Here is a 23,068-nt window from a genome sequence, read left to right as displayed (position 1 = left end):
GAGGACGGGATCCCAAGAGCCAGCACATTCGCTGGCAATAATCGGCCAATGCGTGTGCAGCCGGTCAACAGCGGAGCGGCGGCGTCAGGGGCGGACATGATCGGAGTGAGGTGAGAAGGCGCATCCATTGGCCGCTGGCAGTCGTCCTTGCCGTTTCTGCATTGGTGCTCCTGCTCATCGGAGTCGCAGGTGACGGATGGACCCTTCAGTCTTGGTCGAACGCATTGTTGGCATTCGCCTCCGGGTTGATAGTTCTACTTGTGGGAGTCGTCTTGGAACCGCGCCTCGTCCGTCGAGTTGAGGCCGCCGTGAGCGACGCTGTCCAAGTGGAGACGGCCCCACTGGCCCAGCGTTTGATGGACTTGGAGACACTGGCAACCAGTCAGGCCGAACAACGCGGGGCAGTAAGTGACGAGATAGCGGCGGCGGTGACGGAGCTTCGTTCCGCTGCCTCTCGCGAGACCGTCGCTAACGCGTTGAGGCTGGGCGAGGAGTTGCGGCTGTTCAACCCTCACATGTTCCGGCTGCGCACCTCGGCGGACGTGCAAGGGCCGGACTTGTTTGCATTCCTGATGGAGTACGGCAGCGTCTCAGAACTGTGGCTGAATTTCGGCCCAGTGCTATTCGGTTCGCTCGATCCGACAAAGTGGGACCCCCGCTACGGTCCTGATGAGGAGAACCCGGTCGGGGTGCTCTGGCAGCCTGAGCAGTCCGCCACGGACATCGTCGGGACTCTTGAACGCCATCTGCTCGCCGACGACATTGACGGAAGGGGCGAGTTTGACTTCGCCAAAGCACTCGACGCGCTCGCGCTCAGTCTCCAGATCGCGTTCGCCGCACGCTCCGGAGACGACAAATCGGCAGGTCCCCGTGGACCGCTGATCTGCCTGGTCAATGACGAATGGGCCATCACAGCGGAGGGTCTTCAATCGCTACTCGCGGACTGCCACTACCCGATCGGCGACGATCTGCCCACGGACACGCTGTGCCCTTCTCGTCACTCGTCTCATCTCTGGGACGACGCAATCAGGTACTTCAATACACGCCGACAAGCCATCACAGCTCTGAGCGAGGCCATAGTCGCGTACGACCTCGCCAACTCCTAGCCGACAGATGCCTCCCCAGCCTTGACGGCGTGAGCGACTGACGCCGACCGGGTAACCAGGCGCACGGGTTCGCCGATCGGTGCGTCGCCGACAGGCCGCTCGTTCGTTGACGACGGAGAAGAAACGCCAGTCCGCTGGGGCTACTCCGACTCAGTTGTACCTGCGCCCAGTCACCCTCATCAAGCCCGTGAGTTGAGCCATGGTCGGTATCGCGGAGCACCGTAGCGAGCCGCCGTCAAGAGATCTTCCATTTCAACGACGAGCGTCTCATGCATGTCCGAGTCGGCTTCAAGCAGGGAGTCGACGTCCTTCCGATGAGCCGTGCGCCTCACAATTCTCTTGGCGGTCTTGCACTCGTCGAATGGCTGTGGCGGGGACGGAGACAGTGCGTCTTCGGGGCGGGCGATGATCGGGTCGCATCGCAGCGCGATCGAGACCAGATCTTCGCACGGAGCGCTCTCGACCACGCGATAGCCGAGCGTGCTTGCCAGCACGACCTGGCTAGTTCTTGAAGCCTGAACGAGTTTCGCGAGCCACTTGCCCAAAGCCACGATCATGAGCTTGAGATAGTCGGCGTCGGCGCACGCAGAGGCGTCGATGGTCTCCACATCGAGCCCCAGGAGTTGCTGGCACTCCTCGGCGAATCCGTCGCAGGTGCATACGTTGTCGTGGAAGCACTGCAGAATCGCCGCTTCGGCGTCGGGATCGAACGTATTCGGGCCGATTCGAGTCGTGATGAGCAGCAGCCAAGGTGTCAAGCTGTGCGCCTGCAAGGCCGTCACTTGGCTCAAGGCGTTATAGATCGACTGGTGAATCGTGGGCGAGTCGGATGCCAGTCCATTGCACAGATCGATATTGACAACATCGAACGGCCCGAGGGTTCTTGCACGCTTCCACGCAATCGAGGTCTCGTCGCTGATGCGCCGGAAGTCGTCCTGAATCACATCCGACTGCTGCTCGACGTTCGGAAGCCGGCGCACCTCGTAGAGCGAGATGTCCAGCTCGCGCCGGGCGGGGCTGCGGGGCTGCGCTTCTGAATTGAACCCGAGGAATATCAACGGCCTGCCGTCTGGCCGGCATATCTGCTCATACAGGTACCTAAGGTCGATGAGGTCGGTGCCCGGCAGACCCAGATAACGGAGAGGCTCCTCAATCGGTCGATCGGCATACAGCCGCTTAACCTGCTCGGCCCACTGCTCGCGTCGTACGAATTGCTTCCTCGGCCGATGCCATGGCTTGAACTCTCTCCGCTCTAGTTCGGTGGGGTCGTAATCGAGAGTGCCGAAAATGCCCGCGACAAGTTCATCGTTTTCGCCCGAGGTATCGCTCACTACGCAGATGCCTCGAGGATCTCGCGCATGCCAGCCAGAAGCCGCTCTTGCTGGCGCTCCGAGAGGTTGTCGAGCACGTCGAAGGCAGCGAGCAATTGCACCAGTGCTTCCATCTGTTTCTCGGCTGTCGTTTCCGCGGCTGTGGGCCGAGCGGTCTTTTCGCCGAGAATGGGCTCCCGCCGGAATCGGTAGGTGCCAGGTTCCTCGAATAGCGATTCGTCGCGTTCTTCGGCGAAGACGACGTGGGGCGGCTCTGCGCCGGGGTCGTCAGACTCCTCCCGCCATGCCTTCCGAGCGACGTTCGATAACGCAGCCTGTTGCTCTGCTTCGGCGACAGCCTTGCGGTCGGTCCGAATTTCGGCAGCGATTCGCTTTTGCTCGGTCGCGACGCGCCGAAGTGTGGCATGCAGCCACCGGGTGATGTACACGGCGTGCGGGTGCGCGAAGTTGAACGACTCCCGGTCGATGTTCAGTGCTGATTCGAAGCCTTGAGAGACAAATATCTCACAGGTGATCTGCCTGAGACGGGTCTGCTCGGATACCTGGTAGCGAATGAAGGTTGGATCAAACAACGTTCCGCTGGAGCCGTGCACTCGAGCCAGGACGCCTTGATGTTCAGTGGGCGCAACCTTCGGTGCCCAGATCAGGTATGCCTCGAACTCGAGCGGTCCTGCCGACAGCTCATGAGGGATGCCCTCGAACTCCTCGCGGCAACGGCCAACGAACAGGATCGGCTTGCGAACGGCGTGGGCGGTCATCGGCAGGTCCGTGAACTTGACGGGCCGAGCGAGACGCAGGTCGTCGATGTAGACGGCGAAGTCATCGCCGACACTGGCGCCATGTCCGATCGAACGCGTCTCAAGGATCGTCTCACCTTCGGCCAACTCGAACCTCTGGGCCGCCGTTCTCGTCGCCTTCGGGATCTCGTAGAGGTACATCCCGTCGCCTATGGCCAGTTCGAAGGGGCTTCCGAGCACGTAGGGCGCAGGTATGGACAGGCTGAGCTGCCACACCATTTGCAGGTAGTAGTCGAAGATGTCACGGAGCCGCGGATTTGTCGACTTCCCCTCGACCTGCCCCCAGACGGCGTCAACCAGTTTTCTGAAAGCGGCATCGGGGTCATCGCCGGGTGACCAAGGCAGGCAGTCGTAGGGGTCTGCATCGCCCTCAAGACGTGATGGGTCGTCGCGCTTGACCCGCCCGATGTGAAACGTCGGGGGCTCGACCGCTCGCGATTCCTCTGTTTCCAGCGACGGGTCCGCGTCGATGGCTGCCCACACTTGGTTGCTGCGAAGCGTGTCACTGGTTTGAGGCCGGATGCCGGTCAGCGTGATCGTTGTGCCGTGGGCCTCTGGTTCCGAAGCTGGCTCGCGCCAGATCTGCACGAGACCTGCTTCGTATTTGCCTTCATCGTCAGTCTCAGGCGGGCCGTCATCTGAATACTGACGAAGCACCACCGACGCGACAGTGAGCCAATCGTCTCCTTGTGTCTTGGTGACAAGGTGAAACCGGTTGGTGAGCTGGCTCACTGAGAACAGGCCGATCCCGATCTTGCCGATCAGCCGCCGACCGCTCGGGCTGTGCATCGGGTCGCCTCTGCCTGTGATGCCCAGGTCGCCGCCGTCCGGTGATCTCTTCGCGCTGCCCCCGATGTGATGGAGCAGGTAGGCGAGCGCATCAGGCGTCATGCCGTTGCCGTCGTCTTCAATCGTCAAGGTCTCGAATCGTGGCCGATCGGTCTTGATGACCACTTGGGTCGCGTCAGCGTCGTACGAGTTGGACACCAATTCTCGAATAGCTGACCCCGGTTGCCGGTAGATCCCGTCAGTGACGCGGGCCAACACGCGCTCATCTGTGGTCAGGCGAGCACTGGCTGGCTCGTCCCGAGTGCTGGCCCTGATCTCCGCAGTCAGCTTGGCGTCAGCGGCCGCCTGAGCATCGGGCTCGAGACTCACGCTGCGTCCAATGACTTAAGAAGCTGCCGAGCAATCGCTTCCGAGAGCGCCGGCGGTACTGCGTTCGCGACCTGCAACGGTTGCGTGGAGCGCGGACCACAGAAGAAATACTCATCAGGAAAGCCTTGGATGCGTGCCGCCTCGCGAACCGTGATCGTACGGTGCTGCTCAGGATGCACCGGCAACGCACGATGCCCCGCCACCAAAGTACGGGCTGAGTCGCTCTCGAGCCGCCGATACGAGATCGGACCTCCGCCGGCCGGAATCGCTCTGATTTTCGCGACCACTCTCGGAGAGTGTGCCATCGCTTGGGAATTCAACACGACCCGTCCGTTCGGGAGCCGCAGCCGTTCTGCCCCCGCGCCGGGCTCAAGACGTGGCAGGTCTTCCAGACGCTCTGCCAGAGAGGGCGTCTGTGGCAGCGACAAATCTGACGCACTGTCGTCGGGTCGCGTGTGCGTGGGTGGCGGCGCCTCAGGTAAGTCGATCCCCGGCTTTACCCCGATGAAGAAGAGCCGCTGGCGATTCTGCGGCACGCCGAAGTCGGATGCTCGGAGAGCGACGGGCTGCTTCCAAGTCCGGTACCCGCAGCGCCGCAGCGAGAAAGTGATCTTGTCGGTGTATGTGACGCCATTGACGCGGCGCAAACCGGGAACGTTCTCGACCACGACCGATCGTGCACCAAGTTGGCGAGCGATGCGTCCGACGTGTCGGAAGAGCAGGTTTCGCTCATCGTCGACGTCGCGCGCGCCAGCCGCCGAATAACCCTGGCAGGGAGGCCCGGCGATGACTGCCGCCGGAGCCGCTAAGTTCGGCAACCAAGTTCGCAGCCGGTCCGCCGTGATCTTCTCGACCGTTGCCTCGAGTACGGGCACACCCGGATGGTTCAAGCGATAGGTCTGCGCGGCATTCCGCTCGACCTCAATAGCCGCCACGATGCTGAAGCCAGCCCGCCTGAACCCCAACCCGAGCGCACCGGCGCCACCGAAGAGATCAACCGCAGTGTGGACCACTCGCTGAGACGTGACGCGACTACGGCCGGTGTCACAAAACGACACGAGAGGGCAATTCGCGCAGCGCGGTTCAAGGTCGGTACATGCAACGCGGCTGTGGATCATCAGATGCCGCGCCATGTCCGGACGATCCTTCTTCGGAACCATGCGTACGAATGCGCTGACTTCTGTGACGGTCGGGCGGTGGCTGGCCGAATCGATGCGCTCAAGTAGACGACCGACATGCCTGTCAGTGGCGACTTCGTGCTCGCACGCGGATGCGCATGGCACCCGGCCGTCTTCTTCGGGGTCGGCATCGAGCGACTCCGAAGGTGTGCCTTGCGCCCGGTGTCCCGGGCGATCCGTACGTCGGCGGGATCGGCAGGGGCATTCGGCTCGGTGCCTGTTCTCCCAATCTGCATACGTCGCCTTCAGGAGTTCGGCCACCCGGTCAGCGACGGCAAACAGAGGCATCGCATCGAGTTCGTGCGGCTTCGTCCGGGCAGTCACTGGCATGTCGCCCCGCGGCATGAGATGTCGATCTGATGACGCATCCCGATCTCCATGACACCACCGCCCGTCACCTTATTGGCGTTCAGGCTTGTCGGCAGTTTCGTATGCCGATGATTGTTCATGTTCGCAGGGGGGTGTAACCGAGGCGGGGCTTCTAGCCCTCCGGCAGGGGATAGAGGTGGCGGGCAGGCGCACCGGCGCGGCCCCGAATTCTGGTGTGATTCACCGTGCGCGAGCGTGAACGCAATAGCGAATCAGGGCTAGTTGAGTTGGGCCCACAGGCGCAGCGCCGCACCGTTGAGCTGATCCGCCGCAGAACCGCCGAACCTCTCTGCTGCGGACTCGAGCCGGCGTGCGCCTTCATCGGGGCGTCCCAGGGCTGACAGCGCCTGTCCGAGCCGGATGAACTCCTCCGGCGGGCAGTCACCCAGCCGCGTGAGCAGCTCCAGCACGGCCAGCATCGGGGGCGAGTCGGATCGTCGCATGTGCAAGGTGCGCAGGTTGTTGAGCATCCGCAGCAGGATCGTCTCTGCCGGGGTCGGCTGCAGGAACGAATCATCGAACGCCTGCCGCGACTCGAAGCGGGCAAAGATCCCTGCCGCACCCGCCCGGTCGATGAGGTAGCCGTCGAAGGCGTCGATAAACACGTCTGGATCGGGTGTGCCGACCAGGAAATGGCCTGGCATGCCCACCCCATGCAGCACGACGCCGGCGCGGCGGGCCACCTCGATGGTGACGACGGCCAACGTGATGGGGATGCCGAGCCGACGAGAAACCACGAGGTCCAAGTAGCTGTTGGCAGGGTCGGCGAAGCCGCCACGGTTCGGGCCGAAGCCCTCCTGGCCGAAGAGCAGATCGACTACTGCGTCCGGCGTGGGTTCGCGCACCGCAGCACCGAGTCGGTCCAGCTCAGCCAGCGCCGCGGCCTCGTCGACCGGGTCTGTGCGGCAGTGGGCCGCTATGGCCAAGGCCGCCCGGTCGAGCGGCACCGGTTCGCTGGCCGCCAGGCTGGCGAAGGCATCCGCCGGCGACGGGTGATCGTCAGAGGGGTCCTGTGCGGTCGCGTCGCCGTCTGACATCGACGTGACGGTACCGGTGGCAGCGCCGGGCCCCATCTGGCGGCCGTCGTGCCCTGTTCTGGCGGCAGAAAGCAGGCGAGCGGCGATACTTGCGCTGTGACGTCTGTGCACCCGTTCCTGGACGAGCCTGGGCCGGTGCCGATTGCCCATCGAGGCGGCAGCGCCGTGTGGCCGCAGAACACGATGGCCGCATTCGAGGGCGCCGTGGGGCTCGGCTACCGCTATCTCGAAACTGATGTGCAAGCGACATCCGACGGTGTCCTCGCGGTCTTTCACGACGACGAGCTCGCGCCCACTTCCGACCGTGGCGGGCGCATCTCGGAGATGAGCTGGGCAGAAGTGTCTCAAGCACGTGTTGAGGGCGAGCCGATCCCTCGGCTAGAGGAGCTGCTCGACGCCTTCGACGACGTACGCATCAGCATTGACCCCAAGACCGATGCCGCTGTCGAGCCGCTCATCGAGGCACTGCGGCGGCCGGGCGTGCTTGAGCGGGTGTGCATCGGCTCGTTCTCCGACGAACGCCTCGAACGTGTCGACGAAGCGCATGGCGACGCGGCATGTCTCAGCTTCAGCCCACGGGAGATCGCCCGACTGCGGATGCTGAGCCTCGCGGGGCTGCCTGCGCGGCCCCGTCGCTCGGCCCGATCAGGTTCACCAAGCCACAGGCGGCGCGAGCGGCCGTTCCGGGGTCGAATCGCGTCGATCCCGCTGCGGCGGGGACCGATCCCGCTCGCAACCCGCCGACTGGTCGACTATGCGCACCGGGCCGGGCTGGCCGTGCACGTGTGGACCATTGACGATCCCGTCGAGATGGATCGCCTGCTCGACATCGGCGTCGACGGCGTGATGACCGACGAGCCGAAGGTCCTGCTTGAGGTCATGACCGAGCGGGGAGCATGGCCCGCAGGCGGCGAGGCCGTCACATGAGCACGCAGGCGATCTCTCCCGCCGTCATGGACGAGCTCGCGGACATCGTGGGCCCAGCGCACGTGCTCAGCGATCCGGAGATCACCGCCGGCTACGCGGTCGACTGGACCCGCCGTTTCGCCGGCGCGACACCGCTGGTGATTCGACCCGGCGACACTGCCGAGACTGCCGCCGTGATGGGCGTGCTGGCAGGCGCCCACATCGCCGTCGTGCCCCAGGGGGGCAACACCGGCCTGGTCGGCGGCAGCGTGCCGCTCGAAGGTGAAGCGGTGCTGTCGATGCGTCGGTTGAACGTTTGCGAGCCGGTGGACGAGCTGGCCTCCCAGGTGACGCTGGGTGCGGGGGTGACGCTGGCCGATGCCCAAGCGCATGTTGCCGCGTCAGGCCTCAGCGTCGGGGTGGACCTTGCGGCGCGCGACTCGGCCACGATCGGCGGCATGGTTGCCACCAACGCGGGCGGCATCAACGTGCTGCGCTACGGCGCCATGCGAGCCCAGGTTGTGGGCATCGAAGCGGTGCTCGCCGACGGCACCGTGGTGAGCCACCTGGCAGGCCTGGAGAAGGACAACACCGGCTACGACCTCGGGGCTCTGCTGGCGGGCAGTGAGGGCACGCTGGGCGTCATCACGCGGGTGCGCTTGCGACTGCACCCCACCCAGCCCGAGCGCGCGACCGCCTTGCTGGCGTTCGAGACGGCGGCAGATGCCGTCAGCGCAGCCGCAGCGCTGCGCCGCAGCGTTGCTTCGCTGCACGCGCTTGAGGCCGTCTTCGAGGGGGCCATGGAGGTCGTGTCGGAGCACTTGGGCACCGCCCCGCCCGTCGGGCGCATCGGCGGCACGTCAAATGACACTCAGGTCGACGGCTCCCCAGGCGGCGGGGCGTGGCTGATCGCCGAAGCGGCAGCACGCACCGATCCCAGCGATGAGCTGGGCGCGGCCGTTGCCGAGCTGGAAGATCTCGTCACTGATGCAGCGGTCGCGCTCGAACCTGCTGCGCGCCAGCGCCTGTGGGCGTTCCGCGAGAGCGTCACCGAGGCGATCTCTGCGGCGGGCATCCCCCACAAGCTGGACGTGACGCTGCCGGCGGCTCGTCTCGCCGAATTCGTGGACGGGGTCCCCGCTGTGGTGCACGCAGCCGATCCCGACGCCCGACCGCTGCTGTTCGGCCATCTCGGCGACGGCAACGCGCACGTCAACGTGCTCGGCCCCGCAGGGGCGGAGCCGGCCGAGAGCGTGGACGACGCCGTGCTCCGCTACGTGGCCTCCCTCGGCGGTTCCATCTCGGCGGAGCACGGCATCGGCACGGCCAAGCTGTCGCAGCTGCACCTCAACCGCACCCCGGCGGAGCTGGCGGCCTTCAGCGCCATCAAGCGGGCCCTCGACCCCGACGGCGTCCTCAACCCCAACGTGCTGCTGCCGAAACCCGGTTGACGCACGGGCACGACTGCGGGTCTACCGTTCGATCCATGAGCCGCTCCCGACCGCAGGTTCCGTTCGCGACTCGCTACGCCCGCAGCGGCATGGTGTGCAGCGTCGATCACCTCGCCAGCGACGCCGGAGTGGCGCTGCTGCGCGCCGGCGGCTCAGCAGCAGACGCGGCAGTGGCAGCCTCGGCCGTGCTCGCGGTCACCACCCAGCACATGTGCGGCATGGGCGGCGACTTGTGGGCACTGGTCCACCACGCCGACGGCGAACCGCCCGCGGCGCTCAATGCCAGCGGCCGCGCCGGCAGCGGCGCAGACGCGTCCGGTCTGCGCTCCGAGGGCCGAACCCGCATGCGATTCCGTGCCGACATTCGCAGCGTCCCGATTCCGGGATGCGTCGACGGGTGGCTGGCATTGCACGAGCGGTTCGGGCGTGCGCCGCTGGCTGACGTGCTGGCCCCCGCCATCGATCTTGCCGAGGGCGGCTTCCCCCTCTCACCGCACGGGGCCGCCGCCACGACGCTGCTCGACGGGGCCGCCAACTCCGGGGACTACCCGGCGGGCAGCCAGCCAGGCGATCTCATCCGCCGGCCCGGAGTCGCCGCCGCATTGCGCGAGATCGTCGAAGGAGGGCGGGAGGCCTACTACGAAGGCGACTTCGGCAGCGACCTCATCGAACTGGGCCGAGGCGAGTACACGGGGGCCGATCTGGCACGCTCCCAAGCGGATTGGGTGACGCCGCTGTGCACCACCGCCTGGGATCACGCGATCTTCACGGTCCCCCCCAACTCGCAGGGCTACCTGACCTTGGCCGGAGCATGGATCGCCGACGGTCTGGACCTGCCGTCCGATCCCGACGATCCGCTGTTCGCCCACCTGCTGGCCGAGGCCGCGAAGCAGGCAGGGTGGGACCGGCCTGAGGTCCTCTCCGACAGCGCCGACGGCGATGTGCTGATCTCGCCCGACCGGCTCGCCCCGCGCCGGTCGGCAATCTCGCCAGACATCGCTTCGCCGCTCGGTGCGGGCACGGGCACCGGCGACACGATGTACCTCGCGGCGGTCGACGCCGACCGCATGGGCGTGTCGCTCATCCAATCGAACGCGTCGGGCTGGGGCGTGGGGCTGTGGACCCCCACACACCGGATCAGCCTGCACAATCGCGGCATCGGGTTCAGCCTCGACGAGGGTCACCCGGCCGAGTACGGACCTGGGCGCCGGCCGCCTCACACGCTCGCACCGGCGCTCGTGCAGCGCACTGACCGCTCGTTGCGCGCAGTCGTGGGCACGATGGGCGGCGACGCCCAGCCGCAGGTGTTGCTGCAGGTGCTCGCGCGCTCGCTCGCCTGCGGCGAAGAGCCGGCACGCGCCATCGGTTCGGGGCGCTGGCGCTGGGGGGCGGCCGCCGGAACCGGTTTCGACACCTGGGCCGACGCCGACAACCTGGAACTCCGCATCGAGGGCCATGCCGCTTGGGCATCCGCGGGCGGGATTGCCGATCTGGGACAGCGAGGCCACCGCGTCGGCACCGATGCTGCGCACGACAACGCCTTCGGGCATGCGCACCTCATCGAGGTCCACGACGGCGTGCTCGCCGGAGCCGCCGATCCACGGGCGCTGACCGGCTCAGCAGCCGGCTACTGAGCGCCGGAGTCGGCTACCTCGAGCCGGGACGGTCCCAGCGACCGGGCCACGAACAGCGCTGCGTAGGCACGGTCGCGCAGCTCGGCGGCTTCCAGTGCGTGCGTGGGATAGCTCGCCACCCCCATCGAGAGCGTCACGCCGGTGTGATAGGAGCGCGCGGCTACCTCGCGACGCACCCGATCAGCCGCCCACACGGCACCGCTGTGCGGCGTGTCATCGAGAATGGCGGCGAGGACTCCGTCGGTGCAGTGGCAGACGCTGTCGGACTCACGCAGCGTGCCTCGCACCAGCCGCGCTGCAAGCCGCTGGGCAACGCGTGCCTGGGTGCCGCTGAGCTCGTCCCATCCGTCCACCTCGAAGAGGACGACCGAGAGGGGCTGCAGGGCCCGCCGCGCCAGCGACAGCTTGCGATCCAGCAGGACAGCAAAGACGCGCACGTCGGGCAGCCCCGTGACCGGGTCATGCACAGAGTCGAGTACGCCGGGGGTTTCGCCCCCGGCGCCATGGCGAGCCATGGAGCGCCAGAGTGCCACTGATGCGTGCTTTGCACAATGCCGAAGCGCGAACTTCCGAATCGGCGCTGCTGCGGGGCGAGCATCGCCAGCGCGTCCACCGCGTCCCGTGTGCGGCCTCGCACTAGCGTCGGCGCATGCGCATTGGGAGACATCTCGTAGACGGACAGCCCGCGCTGGGCATCGTGACTGACGAAGGCATTGCGACCCTGCAATGCGATCACACAGATCTGCCGTCGCTGCTCGAAGCGTGCGACGGTGACGTGGTGGCCGCCGTCGACGCGATGGCCACTGGCCCCACCACGGCGCTCGACGAAGCGAACCTGCTGTCGCCCGTCGGCCGCCCGCCGACCATCCTCGCCGTGGGGCTCAACTACCGGGCCCATGCGGCCGAAGGCGGCCGCGAGCCCCCATCGGTCCCGATCATCTTCAACAAGCACCACAACTGCATCATCGGGCCCCACGAGCCGATCCATATTCCGGCTGCGGCGCCGGACATGATCGACTACGAGGGCGAGCTGGCCGTCATCATCGGGCGCGCCGCTCGTGCCGTGTCAGCCTCCGAGGCGCCGGACTACATCGCGGGCTACACGATCATGAACGACGTCAGCGTGCGCGACTGGCAGCGAGCGAGCCCGACGATGATGATGGGCAAGTCGTGGGACACCCATGGGCCGTGCGGACCGTGGATGGTCACCAGTGACTCCATCGACCCGCACAATTGCCGCCTGGTCACCGAGGTGAGCGGCGAGCTTCGCCAGGACGCCAAAACCGACGATCTGATCTTCGACTGCTACGAGATCGTCGCGCACCTCTCAACGGCATTCACGCTCCAACCGGGCACGATCATCGCCACAGGCACTCCTGAGGGAGTCGGGGCCTTCTGGAAACCGCCGGCGTTCTTGAGCGACGGAGACGACGTGTCGATCACCATCGAGGGGATCGGGACGCTCACGAACCCGGTGATCGCGGAGCCGGCCTCCTAGGCGATGTCCTGATGCGATCCGGGCTCAGGCCGGGAGCGGCCGCGAGCACCCAGTCGCCCGATCTGCGGCAGCGCTTCGAATTCGACTACTCGCTGGACGCCGGCAGGTCGCTCGGACGGGTCGGCGGCAAGGGAACGCTGGGTCCCGTGCTGTACGCCGGCCCGCACATTTGGCGCGCCCAGGACACACCTGCAGGCGAGGCCACGCTGCGCATCACCCGCAGCGGGCATTGCGCCGAGGTGATCGGCTGGGGACCAGGCGCATCGGAGGCTGCTGCAAGCGTGCCGGCGCTGCTCGGCAGCCAAGACGAGCCCGCTGCGCTCGTGCCCCACGACCCAGTCGTGGCCGGGTGGGTGCGCCGCTGGGCTACGCGCAGGCTGACAGCCACCGGCACGATCTGGGAACACGTGGTCCCCACCGTCTGCGGCCAGAAGGTGCCCGGACTGAACGCCAAGAACTCGTGGCAGGGCATCCTGCGGCGCTGGGGTCGCAGGCCGCCTGGTCCCGCGCCCGAAACGCTCCGGCTGCCGCCGACGGCCGGGCTCATGGCCTCGCTGGCGTACCACGAGTTCCACCGCTTCGATGTCGAGCGCCGCCGCGCCGAGGCAATCATCGCGTTCGCTCACCGGGCAGCAACTCTGGAGCGCGTGGCCCGGCTCGCGCCGGAGGCGGCTCGCGAGCGCCTGCAGACTGTCCGGGGCATCGGCCCGTGGACCGCGTCGATCGTCGTGCTGCTCTGCCACGGCGATCCCGACTCGGTCATCATCGGCGACTACCAGATCCCCAACTACGTTGCCTGGCACTTGGCCCGCGAGCGGCGGGGGGACGACGACCGCATGCTGGAGCTGCTCGAGCCCTATCGCGGGCAGCGGGCCCGGGTGCAGGCACTGGCCAAGTCGGCTGGGGCGCCGCCCCGCCACGGCCCACGCATGCCCCTGCAGAACCTCCAGCACCGCTGACGAAACGCGCTCTCTACGGCAGCAGCGCCTCGGGCATCTCGACGATCTTGGCCCGCAGGTACTCCCCCAGGGCCTTGGCCTGGGGATCCTGACGAGTCGAAGCTGCCACGCCTTCCTCCAGCAGGCCGTGGAAGATGAAGTTGAGGCTCCAGATGTTGGGCAGGTCGTAGCGATCCACCGAGTGCTCGGCTGCCTCGGGCATCAGCTCCGCGAGGCGTTCCACTGTCAGGTAGTCGGACAGCCACCAGTAGGCCTCGGCTGACCGTGCGAAGATGCCGAGGTTCGCATTCGGGCCCTTGTCGCCCGAGCGGGTGCCGAACAGCGTGCCGAGCGGGGCGGCGCTGGTCGGTCCACCTGGTGGCTCGATCCGGTCGGGCGTCGCCACGTCGACGCTCTCGAAAGAGACCTCCGGCGGGGTGCTGTCGACCACCGTGCGCCGGCCGTCCACCACGGCGTTCATCGGCACGAGCCCGGAGTCGACGAGCGCCGGCCAGTACACGCCGAACGGCTGGCCGGGTCCCGGGCCGCCTCCGGTGCCAAACATGCCCGGAATGGAGCACAGGCCGATCTCTGTTCCAGCGTTGGAGAACGCCCGGCCGACCTTGCGCTCGTCGGGGTCCTTCACGATGATCTTGTACACCGCGACTGCCTCCTCGTTGGAGGCCGGATCCGTCTTGTGCGTCGGCAGGAACTTGCGCACCACGGTCTCGTAGTCGTCGGGGCCGTACGGGCAAGCGTGCCAGAACTGCCGCTCGATCAGCTCGGCCTTGGCCTCGATGTCAAGCCCCGTCAACCCGATCGAGATCTGGTTGCGGTACCCGCCCTGGTAGTTCATGGCCACCTTGAGCGTGGGCGGCGCCGGCTCGCCCCGGACGCCGCCGATGCGCACACGGTCAGGTCCGATCTGGGAGAGCTCGATGGTGTCGAAGCGGCTCACCACGTCGGGGTTGAAGTACCGCTCGCTCTGGATCTCGTACAGCAGCTGTGACGTGACGGTGCCGACCGAGACCTCGCCGCCGGTGCCGGCGTGCTTGCCGATCACGCTCGAACCGTCCGCCGCAACCTCGGCCCACGGGAATCCCGGGTAGGTCATGTCGGCAATCTCGGTAAAGAAGCTGTAGTTGCCGCCAGTGGCCTGACCTCCGCACTCGATGACATGCCCCGCCACGATGGCCCCAGCGAGGGCATCCCAGTCGTCGCGGGTCCAGCCGTGATGCCACGCTGCGGGACCTGCCACGACCGCTGCGTCGGTCGCGCGACCGGTGATGACGATGTCGGCGCCCTGGTTGAGCGCCTCGACGATCCCCCAGCAGCCGATGTAGGCATTCGCCGTCACGATGCGGTCGGCCAAGTCGCCGAGCGGCTGGCCGGTGTCGAGATGTGCAAAGTCGTTGCCCGACGCGATCAATTCGGCGAGCCGGTCGGTGAGGTCGTCGCCGTCCACATATGCGATCGACGGGCTCAGTCCCAGCCGATCCGCGACATCGGACACCGCATCGGCGCAGCCCTCCGGGTGCAGCCCCCCGGCATTGGAGACGACCTTGATTCCGCGGTCCAGGCATGTCCCCATCACCTCCTCCATCTGGGTGACGAAGGTGCGGGCGTAGCCGGCGCCGGGTCGTTTCGCGGCGATGCGCGACAGGATCAGCATCGTCAGCTCGGCGAGCCAGTCGCCCGTGAGGGCATCGATCGGCCCGTCGGAGACCATCTCGCGGGCAGCGGAGAGTCGGTCTCCGAAGAATCCGCTGCAGTTGGCGATCCGGATGGGCGGTGCAGTCGTCGTGCTCATGGTTCGCGTCTTACCTCTGGGGTGTCGTTCAGCGGGGCGCGGGTGCTCAGCGCCCCGATGCAGGGTATGTCACGGCTCTGCCAGACTTCCCGCCATGGCGAACCCTGTGCTCCTGCTCCACGGCTTCACCGGCTCGGTGGCGAGCACGTGGCAGCCGACCGGCATCTTGGACCTGCTGGCCGACGGCGGGCGCGAGGTCATCGCGTGGGACCTGCCAGGCCACGGCTCGGCCGAAAAGCACCGTGACCCGGCCGGCTACGCCGACATGGAGGCCAAGCTGGTGGAGCGGCTTGCGGCCGAAGTCGGCGAGCAGACCGTCGACGGCGTCGGCTTTTCCATGGGATCACGCACGCTGCTGGCCATGGCGGCCATGGCACCGGAGCGCTTCGACCGCCTCGTGGTGTCGGGCGTCGGACGGAATCTGTTCGAACGCGACGACGAGCAGGCTGAACGCATTGCACGCGGTGTCTCCGGGGACGCCGAGGCCGACGACGTGCACGCCCAGACCTTCGCCCGCTATGCCGCCGAGCCAGACCAAGACGGTCAGGCGCTGGCCGCTTTCATGCGCCGCAAGCACGCGCCGCTCGGCGACGACGAGTTCGCACGCATCACCCATCCGGTGCGGGTGGTGCTGGGTACCGAAGACTTCGCCGGCCCGGCAGACCCGCTGCTCGACGCCCTGGCAGATGCTTCGTTCACCGAGCTGCGTGGCTGCGACCACTTCGCCACGCCCAAGAACTTCGGCTTCATCGACGCGGTGATGGAACACCTCGAGGTCTTCTGAGCCCTGCCGCCCGCAGCCGGGCCACCAGTTCGCGGCTGTTGACCGCAACGGCGCCCGCAGCCAAGGCAAGCTCCCGTTCGGCTTCGTCGACGTCGTAATGGTCGCCCTGAAAGGCAGCCCGCCGCTTGCCGATGAGCTCTGCGAACCGGTGCAGCTCCTCGTAGCTCTCGTCGGAGGCGAGGTGCGCCCAGCGTCGCCCTCGCCACGGCCACAGGGCCTCGTCAACGAGGATCGTCATGACCGGCATCGGGGGACGGGCTGCCGGAGGCTTCAATAGTCTCCGGTTCATCGGCGACATCCGGCTCGTCCTCGTGGGTCTCGAACAGTTCTGATTCGATGAGCTCGTGCCGCTTGATGTAGGTGGACACGAAGGCCTGGATGGTCGCAGCAGCGGGAACTGCCAGCAGCGCTCCGGCTGAACCCAGCAGCGCTGCGCCCACGAGAACCGAGCCGAACGCGACAGCGGGATGGATGTTCATCGTGTGGGCGGTCACCCGGGGCGCGAGCAGGTAGTTCTCGATCTGCTGGTATGCGAGCACCACGATGGCGACCCACAAGGCGCTGATCGGCTCGTCGAGCAACGCGATGAGCAACGGCAGCAAGCCAGCCAAGTACGTGCCGACGACCGGAACGAACTGTGACAGCACGCCCACCCACATCGCCAGCGGCAGCGGGAACGGCACGCCGATGATGGCGAAGGCGGCCCAGTGCACCAAGAATGCCGCGATCGCGAGCAGCGTCCTGGAGTAGATGTAGCCGCCCGTCTTGTCGATGGCCAGTTCCCAGCCGCGCATCACCGCGGCCTGGCGCGACGGCACCAGCGCCGAACAGACCAGACGGCGCAGCCGCGGGCCATCTGCGACGAGATAGAAGGTGAACAGGGCAACGGTAAGCATCTGTATCGCCACGTTGACCACTGTCGAGCCGACCGAGACCAGGTTGCCAGCGACGTCACCCAGCAGCGATGCAGCGGTACCGCCTTCGGTGAACTGGGCTCGCAGATCGTCGGTGCTGATCTGGATGCCGAACTGGTCGTCGGCCCATCGCTCGATATCGGCCAGATAGCCGGGCGCAGCATCGATCAGCTTGGTGATCTGGTCGGCCAGGACCGATGCCATGGCAGCCAGAAACCCCAGCGTCGCCGCGGCGAAGACGCAGAAGACGACCGCTGTGCCGAGCCCGCGTTTCCATCCCCGGCGCGCCAGCCAGTTGACGGCCGGCTCCATCGCAAACGACAGGAACAGCGACACCAATAGCACCACCAAGAGGCCTCGCAGCCGGTCGAGCAGCCACGCCGCCGTGGCCAGACCCACGACGCCCAGCAGGGCCAGCCCGATCGCGCGCGGCACCCAGCGAGGCATTCGGTCGCGCTCGGGCAGCTGGAGTTCAGCCCTGCGGCGAGCTTCACTCGGCATGATTATTCCTCGGACGGGCGGCCATGGCATCGACGACTGCGTCGTGAATCAGACCATTGGTAGCGATGCCGTTGCGGTTGCGGTACTCGGGCCGGCCGTCGACGTCGGTGAAGATGCCGCCGGCCTCTGACATGATCACTGGCATCGGCGCGAGGTCCCATGTCTCGCATACCGGATCGATCATCGCCTCAGCCTGCCCGGTGGCGACCAGGAAGTAGCCGTATGCGTCGCCCCACGTGCGCATCATCGCGCCACGGGAGCGCAACGCCTCGAATTGGGTCGGTTCGAAGGTGTTGTAGTCCGAGGTGTTGACGAGCGCTCCGCTGAGCTCAGCGTGATGGCTCACCGAGCAGCGATGATCATCCAGCCAACAGCCGGTGCCTCTGCCAGCGGCAAGCGTCTGCCCGAGCACGGGCAGGTCGATGACTCCCACCAGCGGCCCGTGCGGATCCACCAGCGCTACGAGCGTCGCGTACAGAGGGACACCCCGCACGAAGCCCCGCGTCCCGTCGATGGGATCGACGATCCATGTCCGGCCCTCGGGCCGGATCGCACCGCCCTCCTCCTCGCCGAAGATCGCGTCATCGGGAAACTGCTCACCGATCCGGTCCCGGACGAGGCGTTCCGCCGCCCGGTCGGCTTCGGTCACCTCGGTGCCGTCCCGCTTCCAGGTGACGCCGAGATCGCGACGGCCGAACCATCGCAGCGTGAGCGCCCCCGCGTCCGCGGCGATCTCGCGTGCCGCCCCGACCAGCGCCTCAGTGGCGTCCGGTGGACCCGCTCCTGCCGGTTCGCCGGCTGGCTGGTTCACTCGCCCCGCCCCGGGCTCTGCCACGGCAGCCGGCGAGGCCGGGGCGGCTGGTCGTCCTCCGGCAAGTTCAGCGGGAAGGTGAGCACCGGCACCGGAAGCTGGCGCGCAATGCGCTCAGACGGCAGCAGCACGAGCCGGGAGGCGCCGGCCGGGGGGCGCGGGGCGAACAGGACGACGAGGTCCGCCTGGTGCTGGCTGCGCGAGCGCACCACCGCACCGGTGAAGCTCTCGTTTCGCAGCGAACGGAACTCGAAGTCGACATCGCGGCTCCCGCAGCGCTCCCCGATCTGTGCCGCGTGGGGCTCATCTCGCTCCCCTGGCATCAACACCACCAGCGACGAGCGCCACCGGGCCGCCTGGTCGATCAGCCATTCGGGCAGCTCCACCGGGACCGGAGCTGCCACCAGCACACGTGCGGGCAGCTCGAACTCTTCGGGAGCAGTGCCGGTGTCGTCCTCCTCGGACGACCAATCACGCAGGTCCCGCGCAACGAAGAGGGGCCCGATCAGCTCGAACAGCACCACGGCGCCGAGCACCACGGTGGCGGCCTCGACGCCGGCATCGGAACCGACGTCGCTCAAGCGCTCGGAAGCGAGGACCGCAAGGCCGACGGCCACACCCGCCTGAGGCGTCAGGTTGACCCCCAGCCGAAATGATCGCCGCCAGCCGAGGCCCCCGGTGAGGCCGCCGGCGAGGCCGCCGACGATCTTGGCCGCCACGCGCACGACGATGTAGGCGACGCCGACCAGCCCGACTTTGGGAACATCGGAGAGGTGGATGGACGCACCGGCCAGCGCGAAGAACAGCAGGTAGAGCGGCTGCTCGATGGTCTTGATCGTCCTGAACAGGCGCACCGAGAATGCCTGCGGTGACACCGTCGCCGCCGTGGCGCCTGCGACGAGCGCTGCCAGCGGCAGCGAGATCTCGGCGAATCCGGCAACGGTCCACGCGATCACGATGTGCACCAGCACAAACAGCAGCAGCTCGCCCGATGTCTCGATCTGGAATCCGAGCCGCGAGATGAACCAGCCCAGGATCAGTCCCAGCACCGCACCGCCGATACCCAGCTGGACGAAGTTCACCAGGGCGCCGCCGATATCAGCAGCTTCGTCTGACAGCAGCAGCGCAATCGGGAGCACCGCAGCGAAGGTGGTGGTTGCGAGCGCGTCCGACACTGCGTGGGTGCCGACAATGCCAGTGGGATAGCTGCCGCGGGCACGTACGGAGGTCACGATGTGCGCGATCGTCATCGGCGCGCCAGCACCGGCGAGCGCGCCGAGCACCAGCGCGACCGGACGGTCGGCACCGAGCCTGCTCGTCACCCAGAACACCGCGACGGCGCTCAGTGCGAACTGGATGACGCCGGTCGTGAGCGTCCATCTCGCGGCTCTCAGTGCCCGCACCGAGACTCGCTCGCCGATCACGAACATGAGCACCGCCAGCGCCACCTCGGTGACGGGGCGCAGCGCGATCAGCGACGGCTCGTCGATCAGCTGCATGAACGGCGGCCCCGACGGGCCCAGCAGCGCACCGACGATGAGGAAAGCGACCAACTCGGGCAGGTGATGTCGCGCCAGCAGCCGGCTGGCCAAGTACGCCAGCCAGGCCAGCACGGCGAACGCGACGAGCGTGTCGTTCACAGTCGTGTCACCGCCCCGGCAGGTGCCAGAACCATGTGGGCAGGGAGTCGATCAGCTCCCAGATGACTCAGACCCAGATCAATCAGAGGCAGCCGAGACCGGCTCGAAGTTGGGGTCGCGCTGCTCCACGAAGCTCTGGACGCCTTCCTTGAAGTCCGGTCGTGTGAGCGATTCCCGCATGAGCGCGTTGGACTCCTCCAGGGCGTCGCTGCGTGCCTCGTCGAGCTGTCCCCACACTTGGCGCTTGATCTGGGCCATCGACCACGGAGCGCTGAAACGTCCCAGGTCACGCGCGTAGCTGATGGCCTCGTCGAGCAGCTCGTCGGGCGGGAAGACTCTGCTGACCACGCCCATGTCCTTCGCCTCGTCGGCCAGGAAGACGCGGCCCGACATGAGAATGTCGAGAGCATTCGACGGACCGACCACGCGGGGCAGCATCCACGAGACGCCATGCTCGGCGATGAGGCCGCGGCGCACGAACGCACTCGTGAACTTGGCGCCCTGAGCCGCAAACCGGACATCGCACATCATGGCGTGCACAAAACCCAGCCCGGCGCATGCCCCGTTGACCGCCGCCACAACCGGCTTGGGGATGGACAGGGCGTAGTCGTGGCGCTCGTTGCGCAGGCGGGCCGGGGCCTCGTCGGAGCCTTCGCCTTGGCCGCTGCTGATTCCCTGCAGGTTGTCCATGTCGGCACCGGCGCAGAATCCCCGGCCCGCTCCGGTCACCACGATGGCGCGGACGTCAGGATCGGCGGCAGCCCGATCAAGGGCGTCGAAGTAGCCGGTACCCAGCTCGCCGGTCCAAGCATTCAAGCGCTCGGGACGGTTCAACGTGATGACCGCTACGCCGTCATCGGCCTCGTACAGCACTGTGTCATTCATCCGGCTTCTCCTTGCTGGTGCCGCCGCGGCCACGCTACTCGCGCTAGTTGCGAGGCATCTCTTCGACGGTCACCGTGTCCATCGTGTCGCCGACGGCGATGGAGAGGGCCACGTCCATTCCCTCGGTCACGTAGCCGAACAGGTTGTACGCGGGCTGCAGCTTGGCGCGGCAGTCGTCGATGCAGATGAAGAACTGACTGCCGTTGGTGTCCGGCCCGGCATTGGCCATCGCGACGGCGCCCAGCGTGTATTCCGCCTTCACGGGCTCGTCGGCGAAGCGATACCCAGGGCCCCCGCGTCCCGAGCCCTCCGGGCAGCCGCCCTGAATGACGAAGTCGGGCACGACTCGATGGAAGGTCAGCCCCGTGTAGTAGCCGTCCTGGGCCAGGTTGACGAAGTTGTTCACCGTCACCGGCGCAAGCTGGGGATCGAGGTCCATGACGATGCGGCCCTTGGACGTGTCGAGCGTGACACGCCAGATCGCATCGGTGTTGATGTTCATTGCAGGTGCAGAAGCCATGAAGCAGCGACGCTACCTGCGATGGCCCTTTTCGGGCGAACGCCGGCGAAGCTTCGGCGTTCGCACTAATCAGTGGAGCGCAGTGTCTTTCCGGTGAGCGCACCGGTGTGGGTGCCGTCGCGCATGAACATCTGCCCGTTCACGAGCGTGGCGTCGTAGCCGGCCCCCCGCTGGATGTAGCGGCCCGCACCGCCCGGAAAGTCGTACACGTACTCAGGACCCGACAGCGACAGGCCCTCGACGTCGATGACGTTGATGTCGGCGAACCGCCCGGCTTCGAGCCGCCCCCGGTCAACCAGCCCGAACAGGTCGGCGGTGTCGGAGGTGATCCGGCGTATGCCCTCGGGCAGCGAGAAGAACCCGTTGTCCCGCACCCAGTGACTCAAGAAGAACGTGGGCTGGCTGGAGTCCATGATCTGCCCGACGTGAGCCCCTGCGTCGGCGAGGCCCATCACGATGGAGTCGTGGCTGAGCATCCGCTCGATCGCGTCGAAGTCCTGGTTCAGCACCGGCAGGCTCAGCATCACGGTCCCGTCGGAGCGATCGGTCGCATCCAGGAACAGCTCCACCGGGGTCACACCGGCGGCCGCGGCCTGAGCCTCGAGCGTGCCGTCGGGCCCGATCCGGTAGTTCGGATTGACCGCATCAAGCAGGTACAGCCGGCTCAGGTCGACGAGGGAGTTCGCCATGCCCGTCGAGTTCTTGTCCGACGAGTTGGCCTCCGCCACCAGCGCCGCACGGGTCGCTGGATCGCGGATCGCCTCGAGGCGACCGGCCACGTCGAGGTCGCGCAGCGATCGCCACGTCTCGCCCGCCCGATCCCACGGAGTGCGGTGCTGGATGCCGAGCACGACGCCGATGGCACGGCAGGTGGTCTGCGGTCGCAGGTTCGCGCCGACGGCGTTCTGCTCGGTGACGTAGCCGAGCACCAGGTCGCTCATCTCGGGCTTGCGCGCCGAATACACCAAGCCGAATGTGCTGGGCTGGCCGCTGCGCCGAGTGATCTCGCCGAGCACCTCGATCTCGTGGCGGCCTCCGGCGAAGTCCGGCCCGGCAGCCTCGAAGCGAGGTGCCGACTCGAACACGCCGCGGCCATGGCGGCCCAGGACATCGCCGAAGGCGTACAGCTCGTTGTCATCGGCAAACGTGCCCGGGATCGGGCGTCCGTCAGGCGTGCGATGGAGCAGCGTGCGCGAGGTCGAGAAGCCCAGCGCGCCGGACCCCATCGCCTCGTCCACCAGCTCGCACATCGCTGCGATCTGGGATTCCGATGCGGGACGCTCGTCGAGGCTGTCAGGGCCCATCGTGTGCCAGCGGACGGCGACGTGGCCGACCATGCCGCCGACGTTGAGCCCCTTGGGCATGCCGTCCAAGAAGGCCAAATACTCGCCGTAGGAACGCCAGTCCCACGGAAGGCCCTGCATCATCGACTTCTTCGGGATGTCCTCGACGGACTCCATGACCTCGGCGATGTACTCGATGTCCTCGGTCTTCACGGGAGCGAACGTGACACCGCAGTTGCCCATCACCACTGAGGTCACACCGTGCCAGCACGAACTCGAGCCGATGGGGTCCCAGGCCAGCTGCGCGTCGAGGTGAGTGTGGATATCGACGAAGCCAGGCGTCACCACCTTGCCCGCGGCGTCGATCTCGGTGCGTCCGGCGTCGGGCACCTCTCCGACCGTCGTGATCCGCTCGCCGTCGATGGCGACATCGGCAACCTTGGCGTCGCTGCCGGTCCCATCGACCACTAGGCCGCCTCGAATGACCGTGTCGTGCGACATCGCGCGCTCCCCTGCT

The 23,068-nt window shown here is 67.0% G+C and carries 20 protein-coding genes; 7 read left to right on the top strand and 13 right to left on the bottom strand.

The genetic code is table 11. The annotated features are described in order from the left end of the window. The first annotated feature begins 308 nt into the window (after positions 1-308). Positions 309-1,106 carry a hypothetical protein gene (locus ACOGI8_RS07535; RefSeq protein WP_419856252.1) on the top strand — a complete coding sequence of 266 codons (798 nt, stop codon included), beginning with the start codon at positions 309-311 and terminating at the stop codon, positions 1,104-1,106. A 179-nt stretch (positions 1,107-1,285) separates the two neighbouring features. On the opposite strand, the gene ACOGI8_RS07530 is transcribed toward ACOGI8_RS07535, so the two are convergent. The 4 genes from ACOGI8_RS07530 to ACOGI8_RS07515 form a co-directional block, all read right to left on the bottom strand. Further along, entirely contained in the window at positions 1,286-2,437 is a 1,152-nt protein-coding gene (locus ACOGI8_RS07530) for a PP_RS20740 family protein (protein WP_419856251.1), read from the bottom strand. Further along, positions 2,437-4,392 (bottom strand): ATP-binding protein, encoded by a 1,956-nt coding sequence (locus tag ACOGI8_RS07525; protein ID WP_419856250.1) that lies wholly within the window; start codon positions 4,390-4,392, stop codon positions 2,437-2,439. The genes ACOGI8_RS07530 and ACOGI8_RS07525 overlap by 1 nt, the downstream gene beginning before the upstream one ends. Then, positions 4,389-5,894 carry a DNA (cytosine-5-)-methyltransferase gene (dcm, locus tag ACOGI8_RS07520; protein WP_419856249.1) on the bottom strand — a complete coding sequence of 502 codons (1,506 nt, stop codon included), beginning with the start codon at positions 5,892-5,894 and terminating at the stop codon, positions 4,389-4,391. The genes ACOGI8_RS07525 and dcm overlap by 4 nt, the downstream gene beginning before the upstream one ends. Before the next feature lie 263 nt (positions 5,895-6,157). Continuing rightward, a complete protein-coding gene (locus ACOGI8_RS07515; protein ID WP_419856248.1) occupies positions 6,158-6,976 on the bottom strand; it encodes a transglutaminase family protein in 819 nt (272 codons plus the stop codon). A 96-nt stretch (positions 6,977-7,072) separates the two neighbouring features. Here ACOGI8_RS07515 and ACOGI8_RS07510 point away from each other — a divergent pair, with 96 nt between their 5' ends. Genes ACOGI8_RS07510 through ACOGI8_RS07500 form a run of 3 tightly spaced genes read left to right on the top strand, consistent with a single transcriptional unit; the run spans position 7,073 to position 10,967 of the window. Further along, positions 7,073-7,903, top strand: a complete 831-nt coding sequence (locus tag ACOGI8_RS07510) for a glycerophosphodiester phosphodiesterase (RefSeq protein ID WP_419856247.1) — start codon at positions 7,073-7,075, stop codon at positions 7,901-7,903. Further along, positions 7,900-9,333 (top strand): FAD-binding oxidoreductase, encoded by a 1,434-nt coding sequence (locus ACOGI8_RS07505; RefSeq protein WP_419856246.1) that lies wholly within the window; start codon positions 7,900-7,902, stop codon positions 9,331-9,333. The genes ACOGI8_RS07510 and ACOGI8_RS07505 overlap by 4 nt, the downstream gene beginning before the upstream one ends. Positions 9,334-9,368: 35 nt before the next feature. Then, positions 9,369-10,967 (top strand): gamma-glutamyltransferase family protein, encoded by a 1,599-nt coding sequence (locus ACOGI8_RS07500; protein ID WP_419856245.1) that lies wholly within the window; start codon positions 9,369-9,371, stop codon positions 10,965-10,967. On the opposite strand, the gene ACOGI8_RS07495 is transcribed toward ACOGI8_RS07500, so the two are convergent. Beyond that, entirely contained in the window at positions 10,961-11,482 is a 522-nt protein-coding gene (locus ACOGI8_RS07495) for a GGDEF domain-containing protein (protein WP_419856244.1), read from the bottom strand. The genes ACOGI8_RS07500 and ACOGI8_RS07495 overlap by 7 nt on opposite strands. A 134-nt stretch (positions 11,483-11,616) precedes the next feature. Here ACOGI8_RS07495 and ACOGI8_RS07490 point away from each other — a divergent pair, with 134 nt between their 5' ends. Further along, positions 11,617-12,465 carry a fumarylacetoacetate hydrolase family protein gene (locus ACOGI8_RS07490; protein WP_419856243.1) on the top strand — a complete coding sequence of 283 codons (849 nt, stop codon included), beginning with the start codon at positions 11,617-11,619 and terminating at the stop codon, positions 12,463-12,465. A gap of 11 nt (positions 12,466-12,476) precedes the next feature. Further along, positions 12,477-13,424, top strand: a complete 948-nt coding sequence (locus ACOGI8_RS07485; protein WP_419856242.1) for a DNA-3-methyladenine glycosylase family protein — start codon at positions 12,477-12,479, stop codon at positions 13,422-13,424. Between the two features lie 13 nt (positions 13,425-13,437). Here the strand turns inward: ACOGI8_RS07485 and ACOGI8_RS07480 are convergent, their stop codons facing one another. Continuing rightward, positions 13,438-15,213 (bottom strand): acyclic terpene utilization AtuA family protein, encoded by a 1,776-nt coding sequence (locus tag ACOGI8_RS07480; RefSeq protein WP_419856241.1) that lies wholly within the window; start codon positions 15,211-15,213, stop codon positions 13,438-13,440. Between the two features lie 94 nt (positions 15,214-15,307). On the opposite strand from ACOGI8_RS07480, the gene ACOGI8_RS07475 reads away from it, so the two are divergent. Continuing rightward, the gene (locus ACOGI8_RS07475; RefSeq protein WP_419856240.1) at positions 15,308-15,997 is read left to right on the top strand and encodes an alpha/beta fold hydrolase; all 690 of its coding nucleotides are present in this window, start codon (positions 15,308-15,310) and stop codon (positions 15,995-15,997) included. On the opposite strand, the gene ACOGI8_RS07470 is transcribed toward ACOGI8_RS07475, so the two are convergent. The 7 genes from ACOGI8_RS07470 to ACOGI8_RS07440 form a co-directional block, all read right to left on the bottom strand. After that, positions 15,960-16,235, bottom strand: a complete 276-nt coding sequence (locus tag ACOGI8_RS07470; RefSeq protein ID WP_419856239.1) for a DUF4031 domain-containing protein — start codon at positions 16,233-16,235, stop codon at positions 15,960-15,962. The two genes, ACOGI8_RS07475 and ACOGI8_RS07470, sit on opposite strands and share 38 nt — an antisense overlap. After that, positions 16,219-17,412: an AI-2E family transporter gene (locus ACOGI8_RS07465; protein WP_419856238.1), complete on the bottom strand. Its 1,194-nt coding sequence runs from the start codon at positions 17,410-17,412 to the stop codon at positions 16,219-16,221. The genes ACOGI8_RS07470 and ACOGI8_RS07465 overlap by 17 nt, the downstream gene beginning before the upstream one ends. Further along, on the bottom strand, positions 17,402-18,223 hold the full coding sequence (locus ACOGI8_RS07460; RefSeq protein ID WP_419856237.1) for an inositol monophosphatase family protein: 822 nt from the start codon (positions 18,221-18,223) through the stop codon (positions 17,402-17,404). Before ACOGI8_RS07460 ends, ACOGI8_RS07465 begins: the two co-directional genes overlap by 11 nt. Next, the gene (locus tag ACOGI8_RS07455; protein WP_419856236.1) at positions 18,220-19,863 is read right to left on the bottom strand and encodes a cation:proton antiporter; all 1,644 of its coding nucleotides are present in this window, start codon (positions 19,861-19,863) and stop codon (positions 18,220-18,222) included. The genes ACOGI8_RS07460 and ACOGI8_RS07455 overlap by 4 nt, the downstream gene beginning before the upstream one ends. A 78-nt stretch (positions 19,864-19,941) precedes the next feature. Beyond that, positions 19,942-20,748, bottom strand: a complete 807-nt coding sequence (locus ACOGI8_RS07450; protein ID WP_419856235.1) for an enoyl-CoA hydratase — start codon at positions 20,746-20,748, stop codon at positions 19,942-19,944. Positions 20,749-20,791: 43 nt separating this feature from the next. After that, complete coding sequence (locus ACOGI8_RS07445; protein WP_419856234.1) at positions 20,792-21,268, bottom strand: peptidylprolyl isomerase; 477 nt, start codon at positions 21,266-21,268, stop codon at positions 20,792-20,794. Positions 21,269-21,333: 65 nt separating this feature from the next. Next, the gene (locus ACOGI8_RS07440) at positions 21,334-23,052 is read right to left on the bottom strand and encodes an N-acyl-D-amino-acid deacylase family protein (RefSeq protein ID WP_419856233.1); all 1,719 of its coding nucleotides are present in this window, start codon (positions 23,050-23,052) and stop codon (positions 21,334-21,336) included. Between the last annotated feature and the right edge of the window lie 16 nt (positions 23,053-23,068).

Origin of the sequence: Candidatus Poriferisodalis sp., assembly GCF_965204195.1 — a bacterium.
Classification (GTDB): Bacteria; Actinomycetota; Acidimicrobiia; order Acidimicrobiales; family Poriferisodalaceae; genus Poriferisodalis.
This window is presented reverse-complemented; position numbering and strand designations above follow the sequence as displayed.